Origin of the sequence: Stenotrophomonas maltophilia, assembly GCF_047497515.2 — a bacterium.
Classification (GTDB): Bacteria; Pseudomonadota; Gammaproteobacteria; order Xanthomonadales; family Xanthomonadaceae; genus Stenotrophomonas.
This window is the reverse complement of sequence record NZ_JAXAXL020000023.1, coordinates 25,922-44,108: the sequence shown is the minus strand read 5'-3', so window position 1 is coordinate 44,108 and position 18,187 is coordinate 25,922. Positions and strand designations below refer to the sequence as shown.

Annotated in this window: 16 protein-coding genes; 6 read left to right on the top strand and 10 right to left on the bottom strand. The window is 69.4% G+C overall.

The window, feature by feature from the left end; translation table 11 throughout:
• Positions 1 to 290 precede the first annotated feature (290 nt).
• A complete protein-coding gene (locus tag ACMZPQ_RS21170; RefSeq protein WP_197581584.1) occupies positions 291 to 1,163 on the bottom strand; it encodes a TolB family protein in 873 nt (290 codons plus the stop codon).
• 48 nt (positions 1,164 to 1,211) lie between these two features.
• On the opposite strand from ACMZPQ_RS21170, the gene aroE reads away from it, so the two are divergent.
• The 3 genes from aroE to dinG all read left to right on the top strand — a co-directional run bounded on the left by aroE (position 1,212) and on the right by dinG (position 4,684).
• The gene (aroE, locus tag ACMZPQ_RS21165) at positions 1,212 to 2,057 is read left to right on the top strand and encodes a shikimate dehydrogenase (protein ID WP_197581521.1); all 846 of its coding nucleotides are present in this window, start codon (positions 1,212 to 1,214) and stop codon (positions 2,055 to 2,057) included.
• A gap of 3 nt (positions 2,058 to 2,060) precedes the next feature.
• Positions 2,061 to 2,414 (top strand): hypothetical protein, encoded by a 354-nt coding sequence (locus tag ACMZPQ_RS21160; RefSeq protein WP_197581522.1) that lies wholly within the window; start codon positions 2,061 to 2,063, stop codon positions 2,412 to 2,414.
• Positions 2,415 to 2,581: 167 nt separating this feature from the next.
• A complete protein-coding gene (dinG, locus tag ACMZPQ_RS21155) occupies positions 2,582 to 4,684 on the top strand; it encodes an ATP-dependent DNA helicase DinG (RefSeq protein ID WP_197581523.1) in 2,103 nt (700 codons plus the stop codon).
• A gap of 12 nt (positions 4,685 to 4,696) precedes the next feature.
• Here the strand turns inward: dinG and ACMZPQ_RS21150 are convergent, their stop codons facing one another.
• The 3 genes from ACMZPQ_RS21150 to ilvD all read right to left on the bottom strand — a co-directional run bounded on the left by ACMZPQ_RS21150 (position 4,697) and on the right by ilvD (position 8,505).
• On the bottom strand, positions 4,697 to 5,290 hold the full coding sequence (locus ACMZPQ_RS21150; protein WP_197581525.1) for a hypothetical protein: 594 nt from the start codon (positions 5,288 to 5,290) through the stop codon (positions 4,697 to 4,699).
• 27 nt (positions 5,291 to 5,317) lie between these two features.
• Positions 5,318 to 6,490: a DUF418 domain-containing protein gene (locus tag ACMZPQ_RS21145; protein WP_197581527.1), complete on the bottom strand. Its 1,173-nt coding sequence runs from the start codon at positions 6,488 to 6,490 to the stop codon at positions 5,318 to 5,320.
• A 176-nt stretch (positions 6,491 to 6,666) separates the two neighbouring features.
• Positions 6,667 to 8,505, bottom strand: a complete 1,839-nt coding sequence (ilvD, locus tag ACMZPQ_RS21140) for a dihydroxy-acid dehydratase (protein ID WP_197581529.1) — start codon at positions 8,503 to 8,505, stop codon at positions 6,667 to 6,669.
• Positions 8,506 to 8,915: 410 nt separating this feature from the next.
• Here ilvD and ACMZPQ_RS21135 point away from each other — a divergent pair, with 410 nt between their 5' ends.
• The 3 genes from ACMZPQ_RS21135 (at position 8,916) to ACMZPQ_RS21125 (ending at position 11,330) form a co-directional block, all read left to right on the top strand.
• The gene (locus ACMZPQ_RS21135) at positions 8,916 to 9,488 is read left to right on the top strand and encodes a DUF1190 domain-containing protein (protein WP_197581531.1); all 573 of its coding nucleotides are present in this window, start codon (positions 8,916 to 8,918) and stop codon (positions 9,486 to 9,488) included.
• A gap of 7 nt (positions 9,489 to 9,495) precedes the next feature.
• Positions 9,496 to 10,674: a glutathionylspermidine synthase family protein gene (locus tag ACMZPQ_RS21130; protein WP_197581533.1), complete on the top strand. Its 1,179-nt coding sequence runs from the start codon at positions 9,496 to 9,498 to the stop codon at positions 10,672 to 10,674.
• Between the two features lie 131 nt (positions 10,675 to 10,805).
• The gene (locus ACMZPQ_RS21125) at positions 10,806 to 11,330 is read left to right on the top strand and encodes a hypothetical protein (protein ID WP_312647472.1); all 525 of its coding nucleotides are present in this window, start codon (positions 10,806 to 10,808) and stop codon (positions 11,328 to 11,330) included.
• 53 nt (positions 11,331 to 11,383) lie between these two features.
• On the opposite strand, the gene ACMZPQ_RS21120 is transcribed toward ACMZPQ_RS21125, so the two are convergent.
• Genes ACMZPQ_RS21120 through ACMZPQ_RS21095 form a run of 6 tightly spaced genes read right to left on the bottom strand, consistent with a single transcriptional unit; the run spans position 11,384 to position 18,109 of the window.
• Entirely contained in the window at positions 11,384 to 12,658 is a 1,275-nt protein-coding gene (locus tag ACMZPQ_RS21120; RefSeq protein ID WP_197581537.1) for a DUF58 domain-containing protein, read from the bottom strand.
• Positions 12,655 to 13,641, bottom strand: coding sequence for an AAA family ATPase (locus ACMZPQ_RS21115; protein WP_197581539.1), 987 nt, complete (start codon positions 13,639 to 13,641; stop codon positions 12,655 to 12,657). Before ACMZPQ_RS21115 ends, ACMZPQ_RS21120 begins: the two co-directional genes overlap by 4 nt.
• Entirely contained in the window at positions 13,638 to 14,822 is a 1,185-nt protein-coding gene (locus ACMZPQ_RS21110) for a DUF4350 domain-containing protein (protein ID WP_197581541.1), read from the bottom strand. The genes ACMZPQ_RS21115 and ACMZPQ_RS21110 overlap by 4 nt, the downstream gene beginning before the upstream one ends.
• Complete coding sequence (locus ACMZPQ_RS21105; RefSeq protein WP_197581543.1) at positions 14,819 to 16,441, bottom strand: DUF4129 domain-containing protein; 1,623 nt, start codon at positions 16,439 to 16,441, stop codon at positions 14,819 to 14,821. The genes ACMZPQ_RS21110 and ACMZPQ_RS21105 overlap by 4 nt, the downstream gene beginning before the upstream one ends.
• Entirely contained in the window at positions 16,431 to 17,423 is a 993-nt protein-coding gene (locus tag ACMZPQ_RS21100; RefSeq protein WP_197581545.1) for a stage II sporulation protein M, read from the bottom strand. Before ACMZPQ_RS21100 ends, ACMZPQ_RS21105 begins: the two co-directional genes overlap by 11 nt.
• The gene (locus ACMZPQ_RS21095) at positions 17,420 to 18,109 is read right to left on the bottom strand and encodes an RDD family protein (RefSeq protein WP_197581547.1); all 690 of its coding nucleotides are present in this window, start codon (positions 18,107 to 18,109) and stop codon (positions 17,420 to 17,422) included. Before ACMZPQ_RS21095 ends, ACMZPQ_RS21100 begins: the two co-directional genes overlap by 4 nt.
• Positions 18,110 to 18,187 lie beyond the last annotated feature (78 nt).

The window sequence follows — 18,187 nt, the reverse complement described above, 5'->3', positions numbered from 1 at the left end:
AGGTTGGCATCTACCAAACGGTCATCCACGCATGGCGTGGATCTACCGATGGCGCCGTTACCGTGCGGCAGGCACGCACCCCGCCACCGCCGCCACCTTCGGCACCGCCAACCGGTATACATCCACGCCACCGGCACGCGGCGCCTTCGCCGCACTGCTGGCGACCCGCATTTCGCAAGGCATCCGCATGGGTGGGTGCCAACCTTGGTTGGCACTTTCCCGCATGCCAACCAAGGTTGGCATCTACCAAACGGTCATCCACGCATGGCGTGGATCTACCGATGGCGCCGTTACCGTGCGGCAGGCACGCACCCCGCAACCGCCGCCACCTTCGGCACCGCCAACCGGTATACATCCACGCCACCGGCACGCGGCGCCTTCGCCGCACTGCTGGCGACCATCATTTCGCCCGGCTTGGCGTTGTCGATCACCGGCGCGCCGGTCCAGCCGCCGGTTTGGTTGAACGACAGTCCCAGCGGTTGCAGGGCTGCGCCGCTCCACGCGCAGCCGCTGCTCCACACCTGCGCGGTCGTGCCGCTGCCGCGGCTGAACACCACGGCGCCGTCATGGCCCAGCCAGTCGCCGTCGGTCTCGTCGTCGGCGCTGTTCAAGGCGGCCAGTGCGGTGGCCGGGCCACGCACACCCTGCGCGTCCAGCGGCGCCACGAACAGGTCCCAGCCCACGCCACGTCCCTGCTGGCGGGCAAACAGCAGCCGCTGGCCATCCGCGCTCAGGGCCGGCCCGCGCTCTTCCCGGCGCCCGCCATCGCCGGCCAGGGCCTGGGCGCTGTCCAGCCGGCCATCGGCGGCCAATGCCGCGCGATACAACGCCAGCGTGCCTTCGCGGCCGGCCGCGAACAGCAGCCAGCGCCCATCGCGGCTGAAGTAGGGATCGCGGGCCTCACCGGCCACGCCCACCGGCAGGGGCTGCGCCTGCTGCCAGCGGCCGTCGACAACACGCGCTTCCCACAGGCCCCAGCCCGCCTCGCCGCGGCGAGCGAACACGATGCGCTGGCCATCGGCACTGATCGTGGCGCGGCCCTCATCGGCGCGGGTCGAGACCACGCCCATGCCTTCGATGCCGTACTCGTTCAACGCCATCGCCACGGGGGCAGAGAGTAGACTGGCGGCGAGCACCAGCAGGGGCGGGGTGATGCGCATCATCCAGGTCCGTGCACGAAAGAGCATCAGTCTAGCCAGCTTGAGGATTCCATGACCGACCGTTACGCCGTCTTCGGACACCCCGTTGCCCACTCGAAGTCGCCGCAGATCCATGCGACGTTCGGTCGCCAGGAAGGCATCGCGGTGGATTACCGCGCGATCGACCTGGCCCCGGAGGCGTTCCTGGCCGGCCTGGAGGCGTTCGCCGCCGAGGGCGGTGTCGGCGCCAACGTCACCCTGCCGCACAAGGAAACCGCGTTCTCGGTGTGCACCACGCTGACCGCACGCGCGCGCCGCGCCGGCTCGGTCAACACGCTGCTGCGCAAGGGCGACCGCTGGCACGGTGACACCACCGATGGCATCGGCCTGGTGCGCGACCTGACCGACCGCCACGGCCTGGACCTGCGCGGCCGCCGCATGCTGCTGATCGGTGCCGGTGGCTCCGCACGCAGCGTCGCCCCGGCGCTGCTCGATGCCGGCATCACCGAGCTGGTGGTGGTCAACCGCACGCCGGAACGCGCCGATGAACTGATCGATGCGATGGGCGAACCGGGCCGCGCGATCAGCCGCTACTGGGAAGACCTGCGCGACCTCGGCGATTTCGAGCTGATCGTCAACGCCACCTCGGCCGGCCGCGATCGTGACGTCGAGTTCAAGCTGCCGCTGTCGCTGGTCAATTCGATGACCACCGCCGTCGACCTGAACTACGGCGAGGCCGCCATCGCCTTCCTGGCCTGGGCACGCGCGGCGAACTGCCGCAATACCGTCGATGGCCTGGGCATGCTGGTCGAACAGGCGGCCGAGAGCTTCCTGCAGTGGCACGGCGTGCGCCCGCAGACCGACGAGGTCTACCAGTCGCTGCGCCAGGGCGCGGCGGTGCTGGCCGGCGAGGACTGAGCGATGGACAACGCAACCCTGCTGGTGACGGTGCTGAGCATGGTGGGCGTGCGCCTGCCGATACTGATTGCGCTGTGCGTCGGCCTGGTCTGGGTGGTGGGTGCACCGCGCGACGCCACCCGGACCGGTGCGCTGGTCGGCCTGCTGCTGTTGCTACTGGCCAGCCTCGGCGGCATGGCGGCGGGCATCCTGCCGATGTGGATCATCCGCAGCGGTGATTTCAGTTCCGTGTCCAGCCTGAGCGCCATCCTCGGCGTGCTGCATTTCGCGCTGGCGATGGTCGAGGCCATCGGCGTGGTGCTGCTGGTGTGGGCGCTGGTGCGCCTGCTGCGTAGCCGTACCCTCCCGGCATCCTGACCGCTCGCGCCGGGCCACGCCCGGCGCATCTGCCCCTGGCACGGTCCGGCCAGGGGACCGTGACCGGCAGCGGGCGTCGTCGCTGGCCCGTTCAGGGTGCCAGCGACGGTGAATGCGGCCGGCCATGCGACAATGACCGGCCTGATCCAGCCACGGTAACTCCCGGCGTGACCGAAACCGTCGCCGCTCCGCGCACGCTCGATGACCCCTTGAAGGACGCGATCCGCAAGGCGTACACGACGCTGCAGGCCAATACGCCCGGCTTCTCCACCCGCCGCTCGCAGAGCCAGATGATCGGCGTGGTGTCGCGCGCGCTGTCGAAAAGCGGTGGCGTCGGCGTGGTCGAGGCGCCGACCGGCGTCGGCAAGAGCCTGGGCTACCTGACCGCGGGCGTGCCGATCGCGCTGGCCAGCAAGAAGAAGCTGGTGATCAGCACCGGTACCGTGGCACTGCAGTCGCAGCTGGTCGAGCGCGATATTCCCAACTTCCTCAAGGCCACCGGCCTGGAAGCGACCGTGGCGCTGGCCAAGGGCCGTACCCGCTACCTGTGCACGCGCAATGCCGCCGAGGCGCAGGGCGAGGGCTCGCAGGGCGGCATGTTCGAGGATGACGCACCGCTGTTCGATCGGCCGCTGGCACCGATCGAGATGGACATCGCCAAGCGCCTGACCGATGCCTTCACCGGCGGCAGCTGGGACGGCGACATCGACAACGCACCGGAGACCATCAGCCCTGGCCTGCGCAGCCGCATCACCACGCCGGCCTCGGGCTGCGCGGGGCGCCGCTGTGCCTACTCGGCACAGTGCGCGGTCCTTCGTTCGCGCAATACCGTGCGCGATGCGCAGATCGTGGTGACCAACCACGCGCTGCTGCTGTCGGCATTGTCGATCGGCGACAGCGACAATGGCCAACCGTTGATCGCGCCACCGTCGGACATGCTGCTGGTGCTGGACGAAGGCCATCACATCGGCAACGTGGCGATCGACCAGGGCGCGGCCAGCCTGGCACTGGACGAGATGGCCAAGCGCACTGGCCGCCTGCAGATCCTGATTGCCGGCGCCTACCGCGCGGTGGACAAGGACCGCCTCGGCAACCTGCTGCCGAACGAAGCGATCGACGTCGCCAGCAACGTGGCCAAGCAGCTGCGCGCGTTCCGTGACCACATCGAGCGGGTGTGGATGCCGGCGCCGGCCGATGAGGAACCGATGTGGCGTGCCGCCAATGGTCGCCTGCCGGAAGCCTGGCGCGAACCGATCGAAGCGCTGGCCGACGATACCCGCAGCCTCTACAACTGGGCGCATGCCGCCACCGCACAGGTGGCCAAGGGCAAGCCGGACGATGCCGCGCGCGAGCGCCTGCAGCGCAACCTGGGCATGGCGCTGGAGATGATCGAGCAGCAGTACAACCTGTGGCAGGCCTGGCGCCGCGAGGACAAGGACGGCGCGCCGCCGATGGCGCGTTGGGTCACCGCCACCCGCGACGGCGACCTGGTGCTGCACGGCTCGCCGGTGTCGGCCGCGCACGTACTGCGCAAGCTGCTGTGGGACGAAGTGGATTCGGTGGTGATGACTTCGGCGACGCTGACCGGCGGCGGCGATTTCCAGTCGCTGGCGATCGACAACGGCATCCCCGAAGAGGCCGAGATGGTCTCGTTGTCCTCGCCGTTCGACCTGCCCAACCAGGCCGAGCTGATCGTGCCGAAGTTCCCGGTCACACCGGATGATCGCGAAGGCCATCCTCGCGAAGTGGCGCGTTACCTCGACACCGAGCTGGACTGGGCCAAGGGCTCGATGGTGCTGTTCACCTCGCGCTGGAAGATGGAGAAGGTGGCCGGGCTGATGCCGGCCGCACGCCGCAAGCAGGTGCTGGTGCAGGGCGAGATGTCCAAGACCCGGCTGATCGACGAGCACCTGCGCCGCGTCGCGGCGGGCGAGGGCTCGGTGCTGTTCGGCCTGAACTCGTTCGGCGAGGGCCTCGACCTGCCCGGCGAAGCCTGCACCACGGTGGTGATCACCCAGGTGCCGTTCGCGGTGCCGACCGACCCGCAGACCGCCACCCTCAGCGAGTGGTTCGAGGGGCGCGGGCTGAATGCCTTCAACCTGATCGCCATTCCGCATGCGCTGCGCACGCTGACCCAGTTCGCCGGCCGCCTGATCCGTACCTCCACCGACACCGGTCGCGTGGTCATCCTCGATTCGCGGCTGCTGACCCGCCGCTACGGCAAGCGCATCATCGACGCGTTGCCGCCGTTCAAGCGCGTGATCGGCTGACCCGCGGCCGTACTACGGTTCCGGGCACGATCCGGATGCCAGCGCGTAGGGCTGGTACATGCAGCGGATGAGGGCATCAACGATCTTCAGCCGTGGCGGCCATGGCACCGCCTGCGTGCCATCCGCAGCCTGCATCAGCGCCGGCCCATCGCTGAGCCCGCGGCCTGCCGGCGGCGGCAGTGCAGCCAGTCGTGCGCGCATGCGACGCAGTGCCGGCAGGTCGTCATCGAGAAACGCGATGGTGGCATCGACATACAGGTTCCATCCGTCCGGATCGGCGTTGCGGGGCCTGTAGGTCAACCGCATCAAGGCGCTGGCAGGATCGCGCTGCCCTGCGTCGGCGCGTAGCTGCGCCTCATGCCAGGTCAGCTCGGTATGCCCGGTCGCCTTCGCCTGCCGGCGGTAGGCGGCGAACAGGTCGGCGATCTCCCGCTGACAGCCGGAGCGATCGATCAGCGCGTCCCAACCCTCGCCAGGCCCCCGGTTGAACGCCTCGGGCGTCATCGCCAGCAGTCCGGCGCGATCGTCGAACCGGCAGTCGTCGGCCAGCGCCGAGGCGGAGGAGCCAGCCAGCGCCAGCAACAGGATCACGCGGGAAAATTTCATGGGGACTTCCTGAAGGCCGTGCACACTCTAGCGTCGCAGCGGCAGCCACTGTCCTTCGCTGGCGCTGCGCCACAGCCATTCCACCGGCCCGAAGCGATGGCCGCGCAGCCACCAGGCACTCGCCCACAACTGCAGCGGGAACACCAGCGCTGCCACCAGCAGCACCGGCCACAGCCCGTGCTGTGGGCCGATGCCCCACCCGAACCCGGCAAACAGCGGCACGCAGATCGCGCTTTGCAGCAGGTAGTTGCTCAGTGCCATGCGCCCGGCCGGGACGAACACGCGCAGCACGCGTTCGGCCCACGGGCGCAGATAGAGCAGGGCGAAGACGGCGGCCGCCGCGATGCCCAGTGCCAGTGGCGCAACGCGGTACGACACCCGCAGCAGGAAGCCGGGCACGCCCGCACGCAGCGCCGGCCATTCCTGCTTGAGCGCATCGGCATGGTCATCGATCCACAGGAACGCGGCCGCCAGCAGCAAACCACCGAGCGCGAGTGAACGCAGCAATGGCAGGTGCGCCTGTGGCTGCTGCAGCAGTCCGCGACGACCGGCCCAGTAGCCCAGCAGGAAGCGGCCGAGCACGAAGAACAGCAGTGCCCAGTTGCTCAGCTTCAGCCATGCCGCCAGCTGCAGGTTGTGCCACCACGCCTGGGCCAAGCTTCCGTGCGCCAGCGCATCGAGCGCCATGGCGTTCATCTGCGCGCGAGGTGTGAGCAGGGCCACCCATTCGCGGATCCACGGCGACAGCAGCGGTGGCAGCAACAGGGCGATGAACAGGCCGCTGCACAGCAGGGCACGATCGCCGAGGTGCCGGAACAACGGCAGCAGCAGGCCGACCACGGCATACACCAGCAGGATGTCGCCCCACCACAGCAGCACCGAATGCAGCAGGCCGATCAGCAGCAGTACCGCCATCCGCCGCAGGTGCGCGGCCACGCTGCCTGGCGCATGGCCGTCCATCTGCATCGCCACGCCCATGCCGAACAGCAGCGAGAACAGGGTGATCGCCTTCATGTCCACCAGCCACTCCATGCCGGTGCGGATGGCCTGGTCGAGCGGGGCGCTGGGCAGCGCCTGCTGCGCGGCTTCGGTCATCAGTGCATCGAGCGAGAAGAAGCGCAGGTTGACCAGGAACACGCCGAGCAGCGCGAATCCGCGCAGGGCATCGATGAGGGGCTGGCGCGGCGGGCGTCGGGTCATGCCGCGCAGCGTAACGGATCGGTAGCGCCGGCCGCTGGCCGGCAACCAAGGTTGGCATCCGCCAGAGCGATGCGGCGGTTATTGCAGGGGTAGTGCCGGCCGCTGGCCGGCAGCCTCATCGATGTGGGCCAGCGCGGTGCAGATGCCGGCCAGCGGCCGGCACTACCACACAGGGGTCAATCGCCCAACAGGGCGGTGTTGCGTACGGCGCCCTTGTCGGCACTGGTGGCGAGCAGCGCGTAGGCCTTCAACGCGCTGGTGACCTTGCGCGGGCGCGGCGCGCGCGGCTTCCAGCCACGGGCATCGGCGTCGGTGCGGCGCTGGGCCAGGCGGGAGTCATCCAGCAGCAGATCGATGCGGCGGGCCGGGATATCGATGCGGATGCGGTCGCCGTCCTCGACCAGGCCGATGACCCCGCCGCTGGCCGCTTCCGGCGAGACGTGGCCGATCGACAGGCCCGACGTACCGCCGGAGAAGCGACCATCGGTCAGCAGTGCGCATTGCTTGCCCAGCCCCTTCGACTTCAGGTAACTGGTCGGATACAGCATTTCCTGCATGCCCGGGCCGCCCTTCGGGCCTTCGTAACGGATCACCACCACCTCGCCCGGCTGCACTTCGTCGGCGAGGATGCCGGCGACGGCAGCGTCCTGGCTTTCGTAGACGCGTGCGGGGCCTTCGAATACGTGGATCGACTCATCGACGCCGGCGGTCTTCACCACGCAGCCATCGACGGCCAGGTTGCCGCGCAGCACGGCCAGGCCGCCTTCCAGCGAATACGCGTGCTGCAGCGAGCGGATGCAGCCCTCGGCGCGGTCCACGTCCAGCGTCGGCCAGCGCGTGGCCTGGCTGAAGGCTTCCTGGGTGGGGATGCCGGCCGGGCCGGCCTTGAAGAAGGTGTGCAGGGTGTCATTGTCGCTGCGCACCACGTCCCAGCGTTCCAGCGCGTCGGCCAGGCTGGCGCTGTGCACGGTCGGTACGCCGGTATCGAGCAGCCCTGCGCGATCCAGTTCACCGAGGATGCCGAACACACCGCCAGCGCGGTGCACGTCCTCGATGTGGTACTTCGGCGTGTTGGGCGCCACCTTGCACAGCTGCGGCACGCGCCGCGACAAGGCATCGATATGGGTCAGGTCGAAGTCGACCTCCGCTTCCTGCGCAGCGGCCAGCAGATGCAGGATGGTATTGGTCGATCCGCCCATGGCGATGTCCAGGGTCATCGCGTTGGCGAACGCGGCCTGGGTGGCGATGCCGCGCGGCAGCGCGCTCGGGTCTTCGCCGCCATACCAGCGGTGGCAGAGTTCGACGATCAGGCGGCCGGCGCGGCGGAACAGCGCCTCGCGGTCGGCGTGGGTGGCCAGGGTGGTGCCGTTGCCCGGCAGCGACAGGCCCAGCGCTTCGGTCAGGCAGTTCATCGAGTTGGCGGTGAACATGCCCGAGCACGAACCACAGGTGGGGCAGGCACTGCGCTCGAAGGCAGCCACCTTCTCGTCGGAGGCGCTGTCATCGGCGGCCACCACCATCGCGTCGACCAGGTCCAGCTTGTGCTCGGACAGCTTGGTCTTGCCCGCTTCCATCGGTCCGCCGGAGACGAACACCACCGGGATGTTCAGGCGCAGCGCGGCCATCAGCATGCCGGGGGTGATCTTGTCGCAGTTGCTGATGCACACCAGTGCGTCGGCGCAGTGCGCGTTGACCATGTACTCCACGGCGTCGGCGATGATCTCGCGGCTGGGCAGCGAATAGAGCATGCCGTCGTGGCCCATCGCGATGCCGTCGTCCACGGCGATGGTGTTGAATTCCTTGGCGACGCCGCCGACCTGCTCGATCTCGCGCGCGACCAGCTGGCCGAGGTCCTTCAGGTGCACGTGGCCGGGCACGAACTGGGTGAAGGAGTTGGCGATGGCAATGATCGGCTTGTGGAAGTCGCCATCCTTCATGCCGGTGGCACGCCACAGGGCGCGGGCGCCGGCCATGTTGCGGCCGGCGGTGGAGGTGCGGGAACGGTATTCGGGCATGGCTGGCGGAACGGGCGGGCCGTACGACGTGGGGGTCGCCCGATCATGGCCAATTTTTTCGGTTGCTGCTGCAACCACCTTCACCGCTTGCAGCGGCTTGGTGGTCCACGCATTTCCCCTTATCCCCGCGCCCTCGGCGCGCCCCCTTGAACAACAAGGGGGCTTCTTGCCGGAGACTTGGCTGCGCGCGCTGGGCATCGCCGGGCGCCGCGGGGGGTGTGCCAACCCAGGTTGGCACCTACCAGAGCGGTGCGCCGTCCGGGGTCGGATCCCATCGCGGCGCGATGGGCGCTGACCCCCAATGCCCGACGAAAATGAAAGTCCGTTCATCTTTCGGACTTTGCCGATTCCGGTTGTTGGCCTGGATTTGGCATCATTGGGGTATTGATCCGTCGACAGGGCATGAGGCCATGAAACGTTCCCGCACCACCGCGCTGCTGCTGATGAGCGCCGCGCCGCTGCTGTTCACCGCCTGCCAGAAGGAGCCGGAGGTGAAGGTGCAGGAAGGCCTGTATACCTCGGTGGAGGCCTGTACCGAAGCCACCGGTGATCCGTCGTCGTGCCGCAACGCCTTCGCCGAAGCGCAGAAGCAGGCCGCCGATGCGGCGCCGAAGTACGCCAGCAAGGAAGCCTGCGAGAAGGACTACAAGCCGGAACAGTGCGTGCAGCAGCACACGTCGGCCGGCACCTCGTTCATCGGCCCGATGATGATGGGCTTCTTCATGTCGCAGATGCTGAGCAACCGCGGCGGCCTGGCCCCGCAGACACCGGCGGCGTCGCCGGCTTACCAGGACAAGAGCGCGGGCTGGGCGCGCCCGGCGCCGGGTGGCACTGGCGGCCTGAACACCGCCAGCGGCATCGGCGCGGGCAAGGCTGGCCTGGCGCCGGTCACCAGCGAGCCGAACCGTGCGGTCACCGCCAGCCGTGGTGGCTTCGGCAACACCAGCGCGCGCCGCAGCACCAGCGGCAGTTACGGCGGCTGATCGACCCATGCAGCGCATCCGGATTGCCGAGCGTGCCCAGTGGCGGGCACGCGCGGAAGAGGCGGGTTTCCGCTTCCACACCATCGACGGCCAGCCGTACTGGGATGAAAGCGCGTACTACGCCTTCACCCTGCGCCAGATCGAACAGGACATCGAAGACCCCAGCGCCGAGCTGCACCAGATGGCATTGGACCTGGTCGGAGATGTCATCGCCAGCGAGCGGCTGATGGACCAGCTGGCGATTCCGTCGCACTATCGCGACTGGATCGCCGACAGCTGGCGCCAGCGCCAGCCGCATCTCTATGGCCGCCTGGACCTTGCCTACGATGGCACTGGCCCGGCCAAGCTGTACGAACTGAACTACGACACGCCGACCTCGCTGTTCGAGGCCAGCTTCTTCCAGTGGCAGTGGCTGGAGGACCAGCGCAACGCCGGTCGCCTGCCGCAGCACGCCGACCAGTTCAACGCGATCCATGAGGCGCTGGTCGAACGCTTCGGCGAACTGGCCGCGCAGCTGCCACCGCCGCTGTACTTCAGCGCGGTGGGCAGTTCGGATGAAGATCGTGGCACTGTCGATTACCTGCGTGACTGCGCCTCGCAGGCCGGCCTGCATGGCCAGGCCATCGCCATCGAGGATATCGGCCTGTCTGCGGACGGCCGCTTCACCGCGCTGGACGATTCGGTGATCGGCACATTGTTCAAGCTGTACCCGCTGGAAGACCTGATGGCCGAGGAATTCGGCCGCGCGCTGCCCGGCTCGGGCGTGCAGCTGCTGGAGCCGGCGTGGAAGGCGGTGCTGAGCAACAAGGGCATCCTGCCGTTGCTGTGGCAGCGCAATGTCGGTCATCCGAACCTGCTGGAAGCGCACTTCGACGATGGCAGCACGCTGGCCTCGGGCTGGGTGCGCAAGCCGCTGTTCTCGCGCGAAGGCGCCAACATCGAGATGCACCTGGCCGATGGCAGCACCCAGCGCAGTGACGGTCCCTACGACGGCCCGGCGATCATCCAGCGCGCGCATCCGCTGACCCGCTTCGAAGGCGGTTACCCGCTGATCGGCAGCTGGGTAATCGGTGACCACGCCTGCGGCATCGGCATCCGCGAGGACGACAGCGCGATCACCCGCGACAGTGCGCGCTTCGTGCCGCACGCAATCGTGGACGAGGCGCCGACGCGGATCTACGTCTGATGGCGGTGCGGCGCGAGGGTGGCCCGCGGCCCGCATCGCCGCCCCTGCGCCATCGCGATGATGGCCATGCCCTGTTTCGCTATGCCGACCGGGTAGCGGTTCGCTGCCATCGCTGCGATACGCCTGGCTGGGTGACAGGCCCCTATGATTCACGGCGCTTCCGTTGCCTGGGATGCAGCGAAGCACTGGACGGCGGTTGCGGCTGCAGCCGCTGTGGCCCCGGTGACTGGGTGGGGCCGGTGCGCTATGGCGGCCGACGACCGTGCGGTTATTGCGGCCACCAGTGGGTACGCATCGAGGTGCTGCGTGCGCGTGCCGCGGTGCCGCTGCGGACGCTGGCGGCGGATTGCAGCCAATGCGGCCGCAGCAGCGACGTGGAGGTCACGCGGTCGCGGTGGCGTGGCAACGAAGCCATCGACCCGGACTTCGGCCTGCCGTTGCGATTGGTGGAGAAGACCGCCGCCGGCCTGCTGTGGGCGTACAACGCCGAGCATCTGCAGGCGCTGCACGATTACGCCAGGGCCACGCTGCGCGAAGGCAGCGGGCATCATCGCTCGATGTTCTCGCGTCTGCCGCAATGGATGAAGCTGGCCCGCAACCGGGTGCTGCTGCAGCGCGCGGTGGAACGGTTGCAACGGCGATTGCTGCAGGGGTAGTGCCGGCCGCTGGCCGGCAACGCGGTGGCATGCGTGCCAACCAAGGTTGGCACCTACCGGGGCAACGGGCCGGTAGCGCCGGGCAGGGCGTCGGCGGTGACGTCCAGCACCATCACCTTCTCGCTGCGCAGCGCGTCGTGCGCTTTCGCGCGCTGCTGCAGGTACAGCGCGGCGGCGCCGGCCTGGGCGGCGTCCTCCAGCGTCTGCACCTCACCATCGAGTGCATCTTCCAGCTCGCGCTCGCGGAGGCTGGCCACGCATACCAGGTGGCGGCGCTGCAACAGGCGCACCGCCGCCAGCAGATCCTCGATGTCCTCGTCGCGCACGTTGCTGACCAGCATCACCAGGGCGCGCCGGCGCTGGCGCAGCGACACCTCGGTGGCGGCGGCCAGGTAGTCGGTAGCCACTGCGCGCGGCTGCAGGTCGTAGCTGGCGCGCAGCAGGTGCTCGACCGTGCCCATGCCACGCTGCGGCGCCACCCAGCGGCGCTCGCCACCGGCGGCGAACAGGCCGGCGGCATCGCCCTGGCGCAGGGCCAGGTAGGCCACCACCAGCGAGGCGTTCAATGCATGGTCGAAGTGCGAGAGCCCGCCTTCGCTGGCCAGCATGCGCCGGCCACTGTCGAGCATCAGCAGCAGCTGCTGGTTCTTCTCGTCCTGGTACTCGCGCGAAATCAGCTTGCGCGCACGTGCGGTAGCCTTCCAGTCGAGCTGGCGCAGGCTGTCACCCACGCGGTACTCACGCATCTGGTGGAAGTCGGTGCCTTCGCCACGACGGCGCTTCACGTGTGCGCCGACCAGCCGCGAGGCCTGGTCGGCACTGAACAACGCAAACCGGGTGAGTGGTACGAAGTTCGGATAGACGCGCACGTCCAATGCCGGTGGTACGGTGCGCTGCTGCCACCACAGGCGCCACGGCGAGCGCATGCGCAGATGCACGCCTTCGAAGTGGAAGTGCCCGCGTTGCAGCGGCTGCAGGTGGTAGTGCAGGGTAGAGGCGCTCCCGGCCTTCAGCTGCACGCGCTGTGGCAGCGATTCCAGCGGCCAGCCACCGGGTACCAGGTCGAACACCTGCACCGTCATCGCGTGCCCGGCCTGCAGCCGCAGCGCGGCCTCGCGGCGCACGCCCAGCGCCAGCGCCTCGGGCAGCTCGCGTTGCACCTGTGGCGATGCGCGCTGCGTCTGCCGCCACAGATCGAACAGTGCAGGCAGCGCGATGGCCACTGCGGCCAGTGCCCAGCCCCAGCGCGGCAGCAGACCGCCCAGCACCAGCCCGCCCAGGGCGGCCCAGGCCAGCAGCAGCACCAGCAGCAGCGGGGCCGGTCTCATCGGCGCGGCGCTTCCACCTTGGCCAGCAGTGCGCCCAGTACGTCGTCGGCGTCCTGGCCTTCGATCTGCAGTTCCGGGGCCAGCGCGATGCGGTGGCGCAGCGCCGGGCGGGCGATGTCGCGCACATCATCCGGCGTGACGAAATCACGACCGGCCAGCACCGCCTGCGCGCGCGAGGCACGCACCAGCGCGATGCTGCCGCGCGGGCCGGCACCGACGGCGATGCCCGGCCACTGCCGGGTGGCGGCGACGATGCGCACTGCGTAGTCGATCACCTCATCATCGACGCTGATGGCAGCGGTGGCTTGCTGCAATTCCAGCAGCTCGCCCGCACCGAGCACGCGCGGCACCTGGCTCAGGTCGAAATCGCTGGCGGCGCGGCCGCTGGTGATCGCGGTCACCATGCGCTTCTCGTCTTCCAGCTGCGGGTAGTCGATCAGCACCTTCAGCAGGAAGCGGTCCAGCTGCGCTTCCGGCAGCGGATAGGTCCCTTCCTGCTCCAGCGGGTTCTGCGTGGCCAACGCCATGAACGGCGGTGCCAGCGTGAACGCCTTGCCTTCGATGGTCACCTGGCCTTCCTGCATCACCTCCAGCAGCGCCGACTGGGTCTTGGCCGGTGCGCGGTTGATTTCATCGGCCAGCAGCAGGTTGGTGAACACCGGGCCGCGGCGGATCTTGAAGCTCTCGCTTTTCGGGTCGTACACCGCGTGGCCGCTGACGTCGCTGGGCATCAGGTCCGGGGTGAACTGCACGCGGCCGTAATCCAGTTCCAGGGCCTGTGCCAGCGCGCGCACCAGCAGGGTCTTGCCCAGCCCGGGCACGCCTTCGATCAGCACATGGCCACCGGCCAGCAGCGCCACCAGGATCTGGTCGAGCACCTCGGCCTGGCCGATGAAGGCGTGGCCGATGGCTTCGCGGATGGCGTCGACGCGTTCGATCAGGCCGGCGTGGATGGCCGCCGGCAGTGCGGGGACTTCGGTCATAGCAGGGATCTCATCTGGAGCAGCAAGCGGATGCGCTCGCGCAGGGCGGAGGAATCGTGCGGCGGAGGGGGCGTGAGCGCGCTGGCGACGCGGCTCTGCGGCCACTTCAGCAGCTCGGCGATGGCCTGTTCGCGCGGTGCGCCATCAAGTGCGGCGGCGACCGGGGCGCGCAGGCGCAGGCGGTGCAGGAACAGGCCGAGCGCCGCCTCATACAAGCGCGCACCGTGGCCGAAGCGCAACAGCAGCTCGCCACTGGCGCGCACGTGCTCCAGCAGCGAGCGGCGTTCCAGCAACGGCGACGGTTGCAGGCTGCCAAAGCGCTGCGAGCGTGCCCACAGCCAGCCCAGCAGCGCCAGCAGCAGCGGCACCCACAACGGCCAGCCCTGGTAGAACAGGCGGGCCCACAGCGAAGGCGGGCGGCCGGCATAGACCAGCCAGACTGCCCCTTTGCGGTAGTTCGGGTCGAGCAGGTAGCGGGTCAGGTCGCGGTGGGCCGCGTCGTGCAGGCCATCACTGGCTCGGCCGGCCTCGGCGGCCACGCGTGCGGCGGGCGAATCGACATCGCCGCGCATGAACTCCATGTCGGCCAGTACGCTCACTTTGCCCTGGCCATGGCGCAGGCGTGCGAACACCAGGTCGCGCTCTCCGCCCCAACGGCGCTCGGCCTGTGCACTGGCGGCGAAGCCCAGGGTGAAACGACGACCACCGCAGAATTCCGAATGCCCCACGTCGTCGTCGATGTGGAACGGCTGGCAGTCACTGCGCTGGAACAGGCTCTCCACGCCGAGCTGGTCCAGCAGCGGCCCTTGCGTGCTGCTGGCATCGTCCTCGGCCGGGGGAGGCGTGCGCACCAGCAGGTGACCACCGTGGTCGACCCAGTCCAGCAGTTGCCGCACGGCGGGTGCTGGCAGCTCGCTGCTGTCCTGCAGCAGCACCACGGTGTCGCGCGGCCCCAGCGCCATCTGCTGCAGCTCCAGACGCTGCCGCGAGTGCACATCGATGCCGTCCGCGCGCAGCGCCTGGCCCAGCACGTACAACGGGTTGTAGCCCGCCTCGCCCTGCGGCGGCAGCCGGAGGGTCTCGGTCACCCGTTCGTGCGTGCGCAGGTAGAGGATGGTCAACGGCACGCCGAACAGCACCAGCGCACCCAGCAGCAGCGACCAGAACAGGCGCGGGCTCATGCCTGCCACCGGTACTGCTGGCGCAGGGTAGCGGCCAGCGTGTCGAAGTCGCTGCGGCTGGGCAGGCGGCCACCGTAGGCGGCGTACTGCCACATGCGCACGATGCGCGCGAACAGGTCACGGTCGGCAGCCTCGGGCATGCGTCGCGAGGCGCGCAGGCACTGTGCTTCGGTGGCGCCCGGCGGCAGCGCGATGCCGCTGCGCTCGCCCACGGTGCGCACGCTGGCGCGGTACAGCAGGGCCAGCGCCTGGCGGGGCCGGCCCTGGTCCCACAACAGGCCGGCCTGGGTGGCCACGTCCGGCGGCAGCACCGCCGGCAGCTCCACTGCGTCCTCGCGTATCGGTGGCGCGGCCTTGGCCGTGCGCCGGCCGCTGCCGCGCAGCCACGGCAGCCACAGGCGTGCGGTCAGCAGCAACACCAGCAGCAGGACACCCAGCAGCGCCCACAGCCCCCATTCGGCCAAGCGCGCCAGCCAGGCGATACCGCCCTTGCGCGCGTTGCGTTCGCTCCTGCCGTCGTCACCCTTCTGCAGGGATGTGTCCTTTTTCTTCTTCTCTTCGGCCTGTTCAATCGGCTTCCAGCGCGTGACCTGGCGGGTGGGGCGCTGCAGCGGATCTTCATAGGCGCGGTTCACCGCCTGGCGGAAGCCGGCGGTGTCCACCGGCGTGCTACCGAAGATCGTTGCCGGGGTATTGGCCGGGTCGATCGCGGATTCGTCGGCCTCGTCCTCATTGGCGTCGTCGCCGCTGCCGGGTGTGCCCAGTGCGCGCTCGGGCAAGGTATCGGCGTCCTGCGCGTGCACCGGTGCGCAGGCCAGCGGCAACGCCAGGCATAGCAGCAGGGCCAGCGTCGATGCCGCCGGCAGCAGGCGGTCACGCAGGCGGCGCAGCGCGATCTCCACGTCCCACGCTTCCATCTGGGTACGCCGGTTCAAGTACAGCCCAAAGCCGGCGCCGACGAAGAACGGGCCGATCACCACGGAGGCCAGCCAGCACGCCAGGTTGAAGCCAAAGCGCGCCCATGCCGGCGTGTCCTTGCCGATCATGTCCCACGCCGCGCGCCAGGATTCGGACATCAGCTCCAGCGGCATGAACATGAACACCGCGCCGATCGCGCCGGACACCAGCACCGCTTCGAACGCCATGCAGACAACGGTGAGCACCATCGCCGGGCCTGCAGCACCGGCCGCCACCGCGCGGCGGCGCGCACCGCGCTGGTTTGGCGCATTGCCTTCCAGCAGGTTCACCGGCAGGCACAGGCTGCGCAGCACGCTGAAGCGGCGCCAGCCCAGGTAGCCCCAGAAACCGCCGTTGCCCCAGCTTCGCTGTGCGCGCAGCGAAGCCAGCGTGCCCACCGGCTCACCAAAGATGCCGCGTGACAGCACGTACAACGGCGCGCGTTCGAACAGCGGCTTGCACCACCACATCGCCAGCCAGGCCCAGCCGAAGGCATCCAGCCACCAACCCAACGCGTTGAAGACCACGAACAACGGCGCGCTGGCCAGCAGCCAGCTGCCCCACACCGCACGCGCGTGGCGGCGGGCGAGCGCACTGCCCAGTTCCATGGCCTCCCAGCTGCTGCGTGCGCGCAGCACCACGTCCAGGTGGTCAATGCGCATCGCCGCCTCCACGTCCGCCGCGCCACAGCCACAGCAGCACGCCGGCCCACAGCACGCCGGCCACACTGAACTTGCCCCATGCCGGCACTTCGGCGATCGACGACCAGAACGCTTCGATGAACGCGGCCACCAGCAGCATGAAGGCCACGCCGAGGCACAGCCGTGCACCGATGCGGCCACCGTCGACCAGTGCATCCAGGCGGCTGCGACGGCCGGGTGCCAGCAGCTTCATGCCCAGCTGCAGCCCGGCGCCACCGGCGATCACGATCGCGGTCAGCTCGAACGCGCCATGCCCGGCCACGAACCGCCAGAACGGCCCGCCGTGGCCGATGTGCTGCAGGTGGCCCGCCACCGCACCGATGGTCACGCCGTTGAACAGCAGCACCAGCAACGTGCCCAGCCCGGCCAGCAGGCCACTGGCGAAGGTACGCAGGGCGATGCTGATGTTGTTGAGGATGTAGTGGCCGAACATCATCCAGTCGGTGCCGCTGTCACGGCCCAGGCGCTCGGCCGCCGGATCGTACATGCGTTCCATCGCGGCGATCTGTCGGTTGTCCATCAGCATGTGGATCAGCTCGGGATGGACCTGCGTCAGCACGAAGCAGGCCAGCGCCGGCACTGCGAACATCGCCAGTGCCGCCCACATGCTGGGCGACTGGCTGCGCACCAGCAGCGGGAAGTCGGCCACCAGGAATTCCAGGGCGCTGCGCCAGCGCGTCGGCCGGGTGCGGTAGAGCACGCTGTGGCCCTGCTGCATCAGCTGCTGCAGGCGCTGCACCAGCTGCGGGCTGTAGCCGCGCTCGCGGGCCAGCGCCAGCTGCTGGCACAGGCGCCGGTAGCGCTGCGGGAAGGCGGTGTCGTCCAGCGCCAGGCCGCTGGCCTTGCGGCGCGCACGGCGCGAGGCACCCGCACGCAGCAGCAGCCACTGCTCCAGGTCCTGCCACTCCTGCTGGTAGCGGGCGATGAACTGTTCCTGCTTCATCGCCGCCCCAACAACCAGTTGGCCATCGCATACAGGCGCAGCACGCCGATCTGGCCCTGTGCGCCGGTCAGCGGCTCGGCAATGCCGGCCAGCTCCTGCTGGCGCGCTGCCGACAGGCGTGGCGCGCGCTCGGCGAAGGCCATCAGCGCGGCCTGTTCTTCCGGTCGCAGGGGCTGTGGCGGGGCCAGCACGCTGTCGATGGTCGGTGGCGGCGGCAGGTACAGCGCGGGGGCGTGCACCACCACGGTGCCCGCGACCAGGTCGCCGAGGCGGCGGCCATGCGCATCGAACAGGCTGGTGACCAGGCCCAGCGCATAGCCGAACGGCAGCATGTCCACCGTGCGCAGCAGGTTGCGGGTGATCGCCGCCATCCAGCCGACGGGGGCGCCATCACGGGACAGCACGCGCAGGCCCAGCGCACGCTTGCCGAGGGTACGGCCCCACAGCGCTTCGCAGACGATCGGGTAGATCCAGTAGACCAGGAACATCAGCACCAGGTTGAGGCCGGAGCCGAATTCGTCCAGCACCGCCAGCGGGATCGCCATCAGCACCAGCACCGCGATGCGCACGCCGAGGTCGACCAGCCAGGCCATCGCCCGCGGCACCGGGCCGGCCGCCGGCAACTGCAGCGGTACACCCTCCGGCGTCACCACCTCGCGGCAGGTATCGAGCATCGGTGCGGCCATCAGCGCGATGGCCTTCGTTGTGGGCGGCGGAGTCCTCTCCGGCAGGCAGCCACAGGCATGGGGGTCTCGACAGGTCCT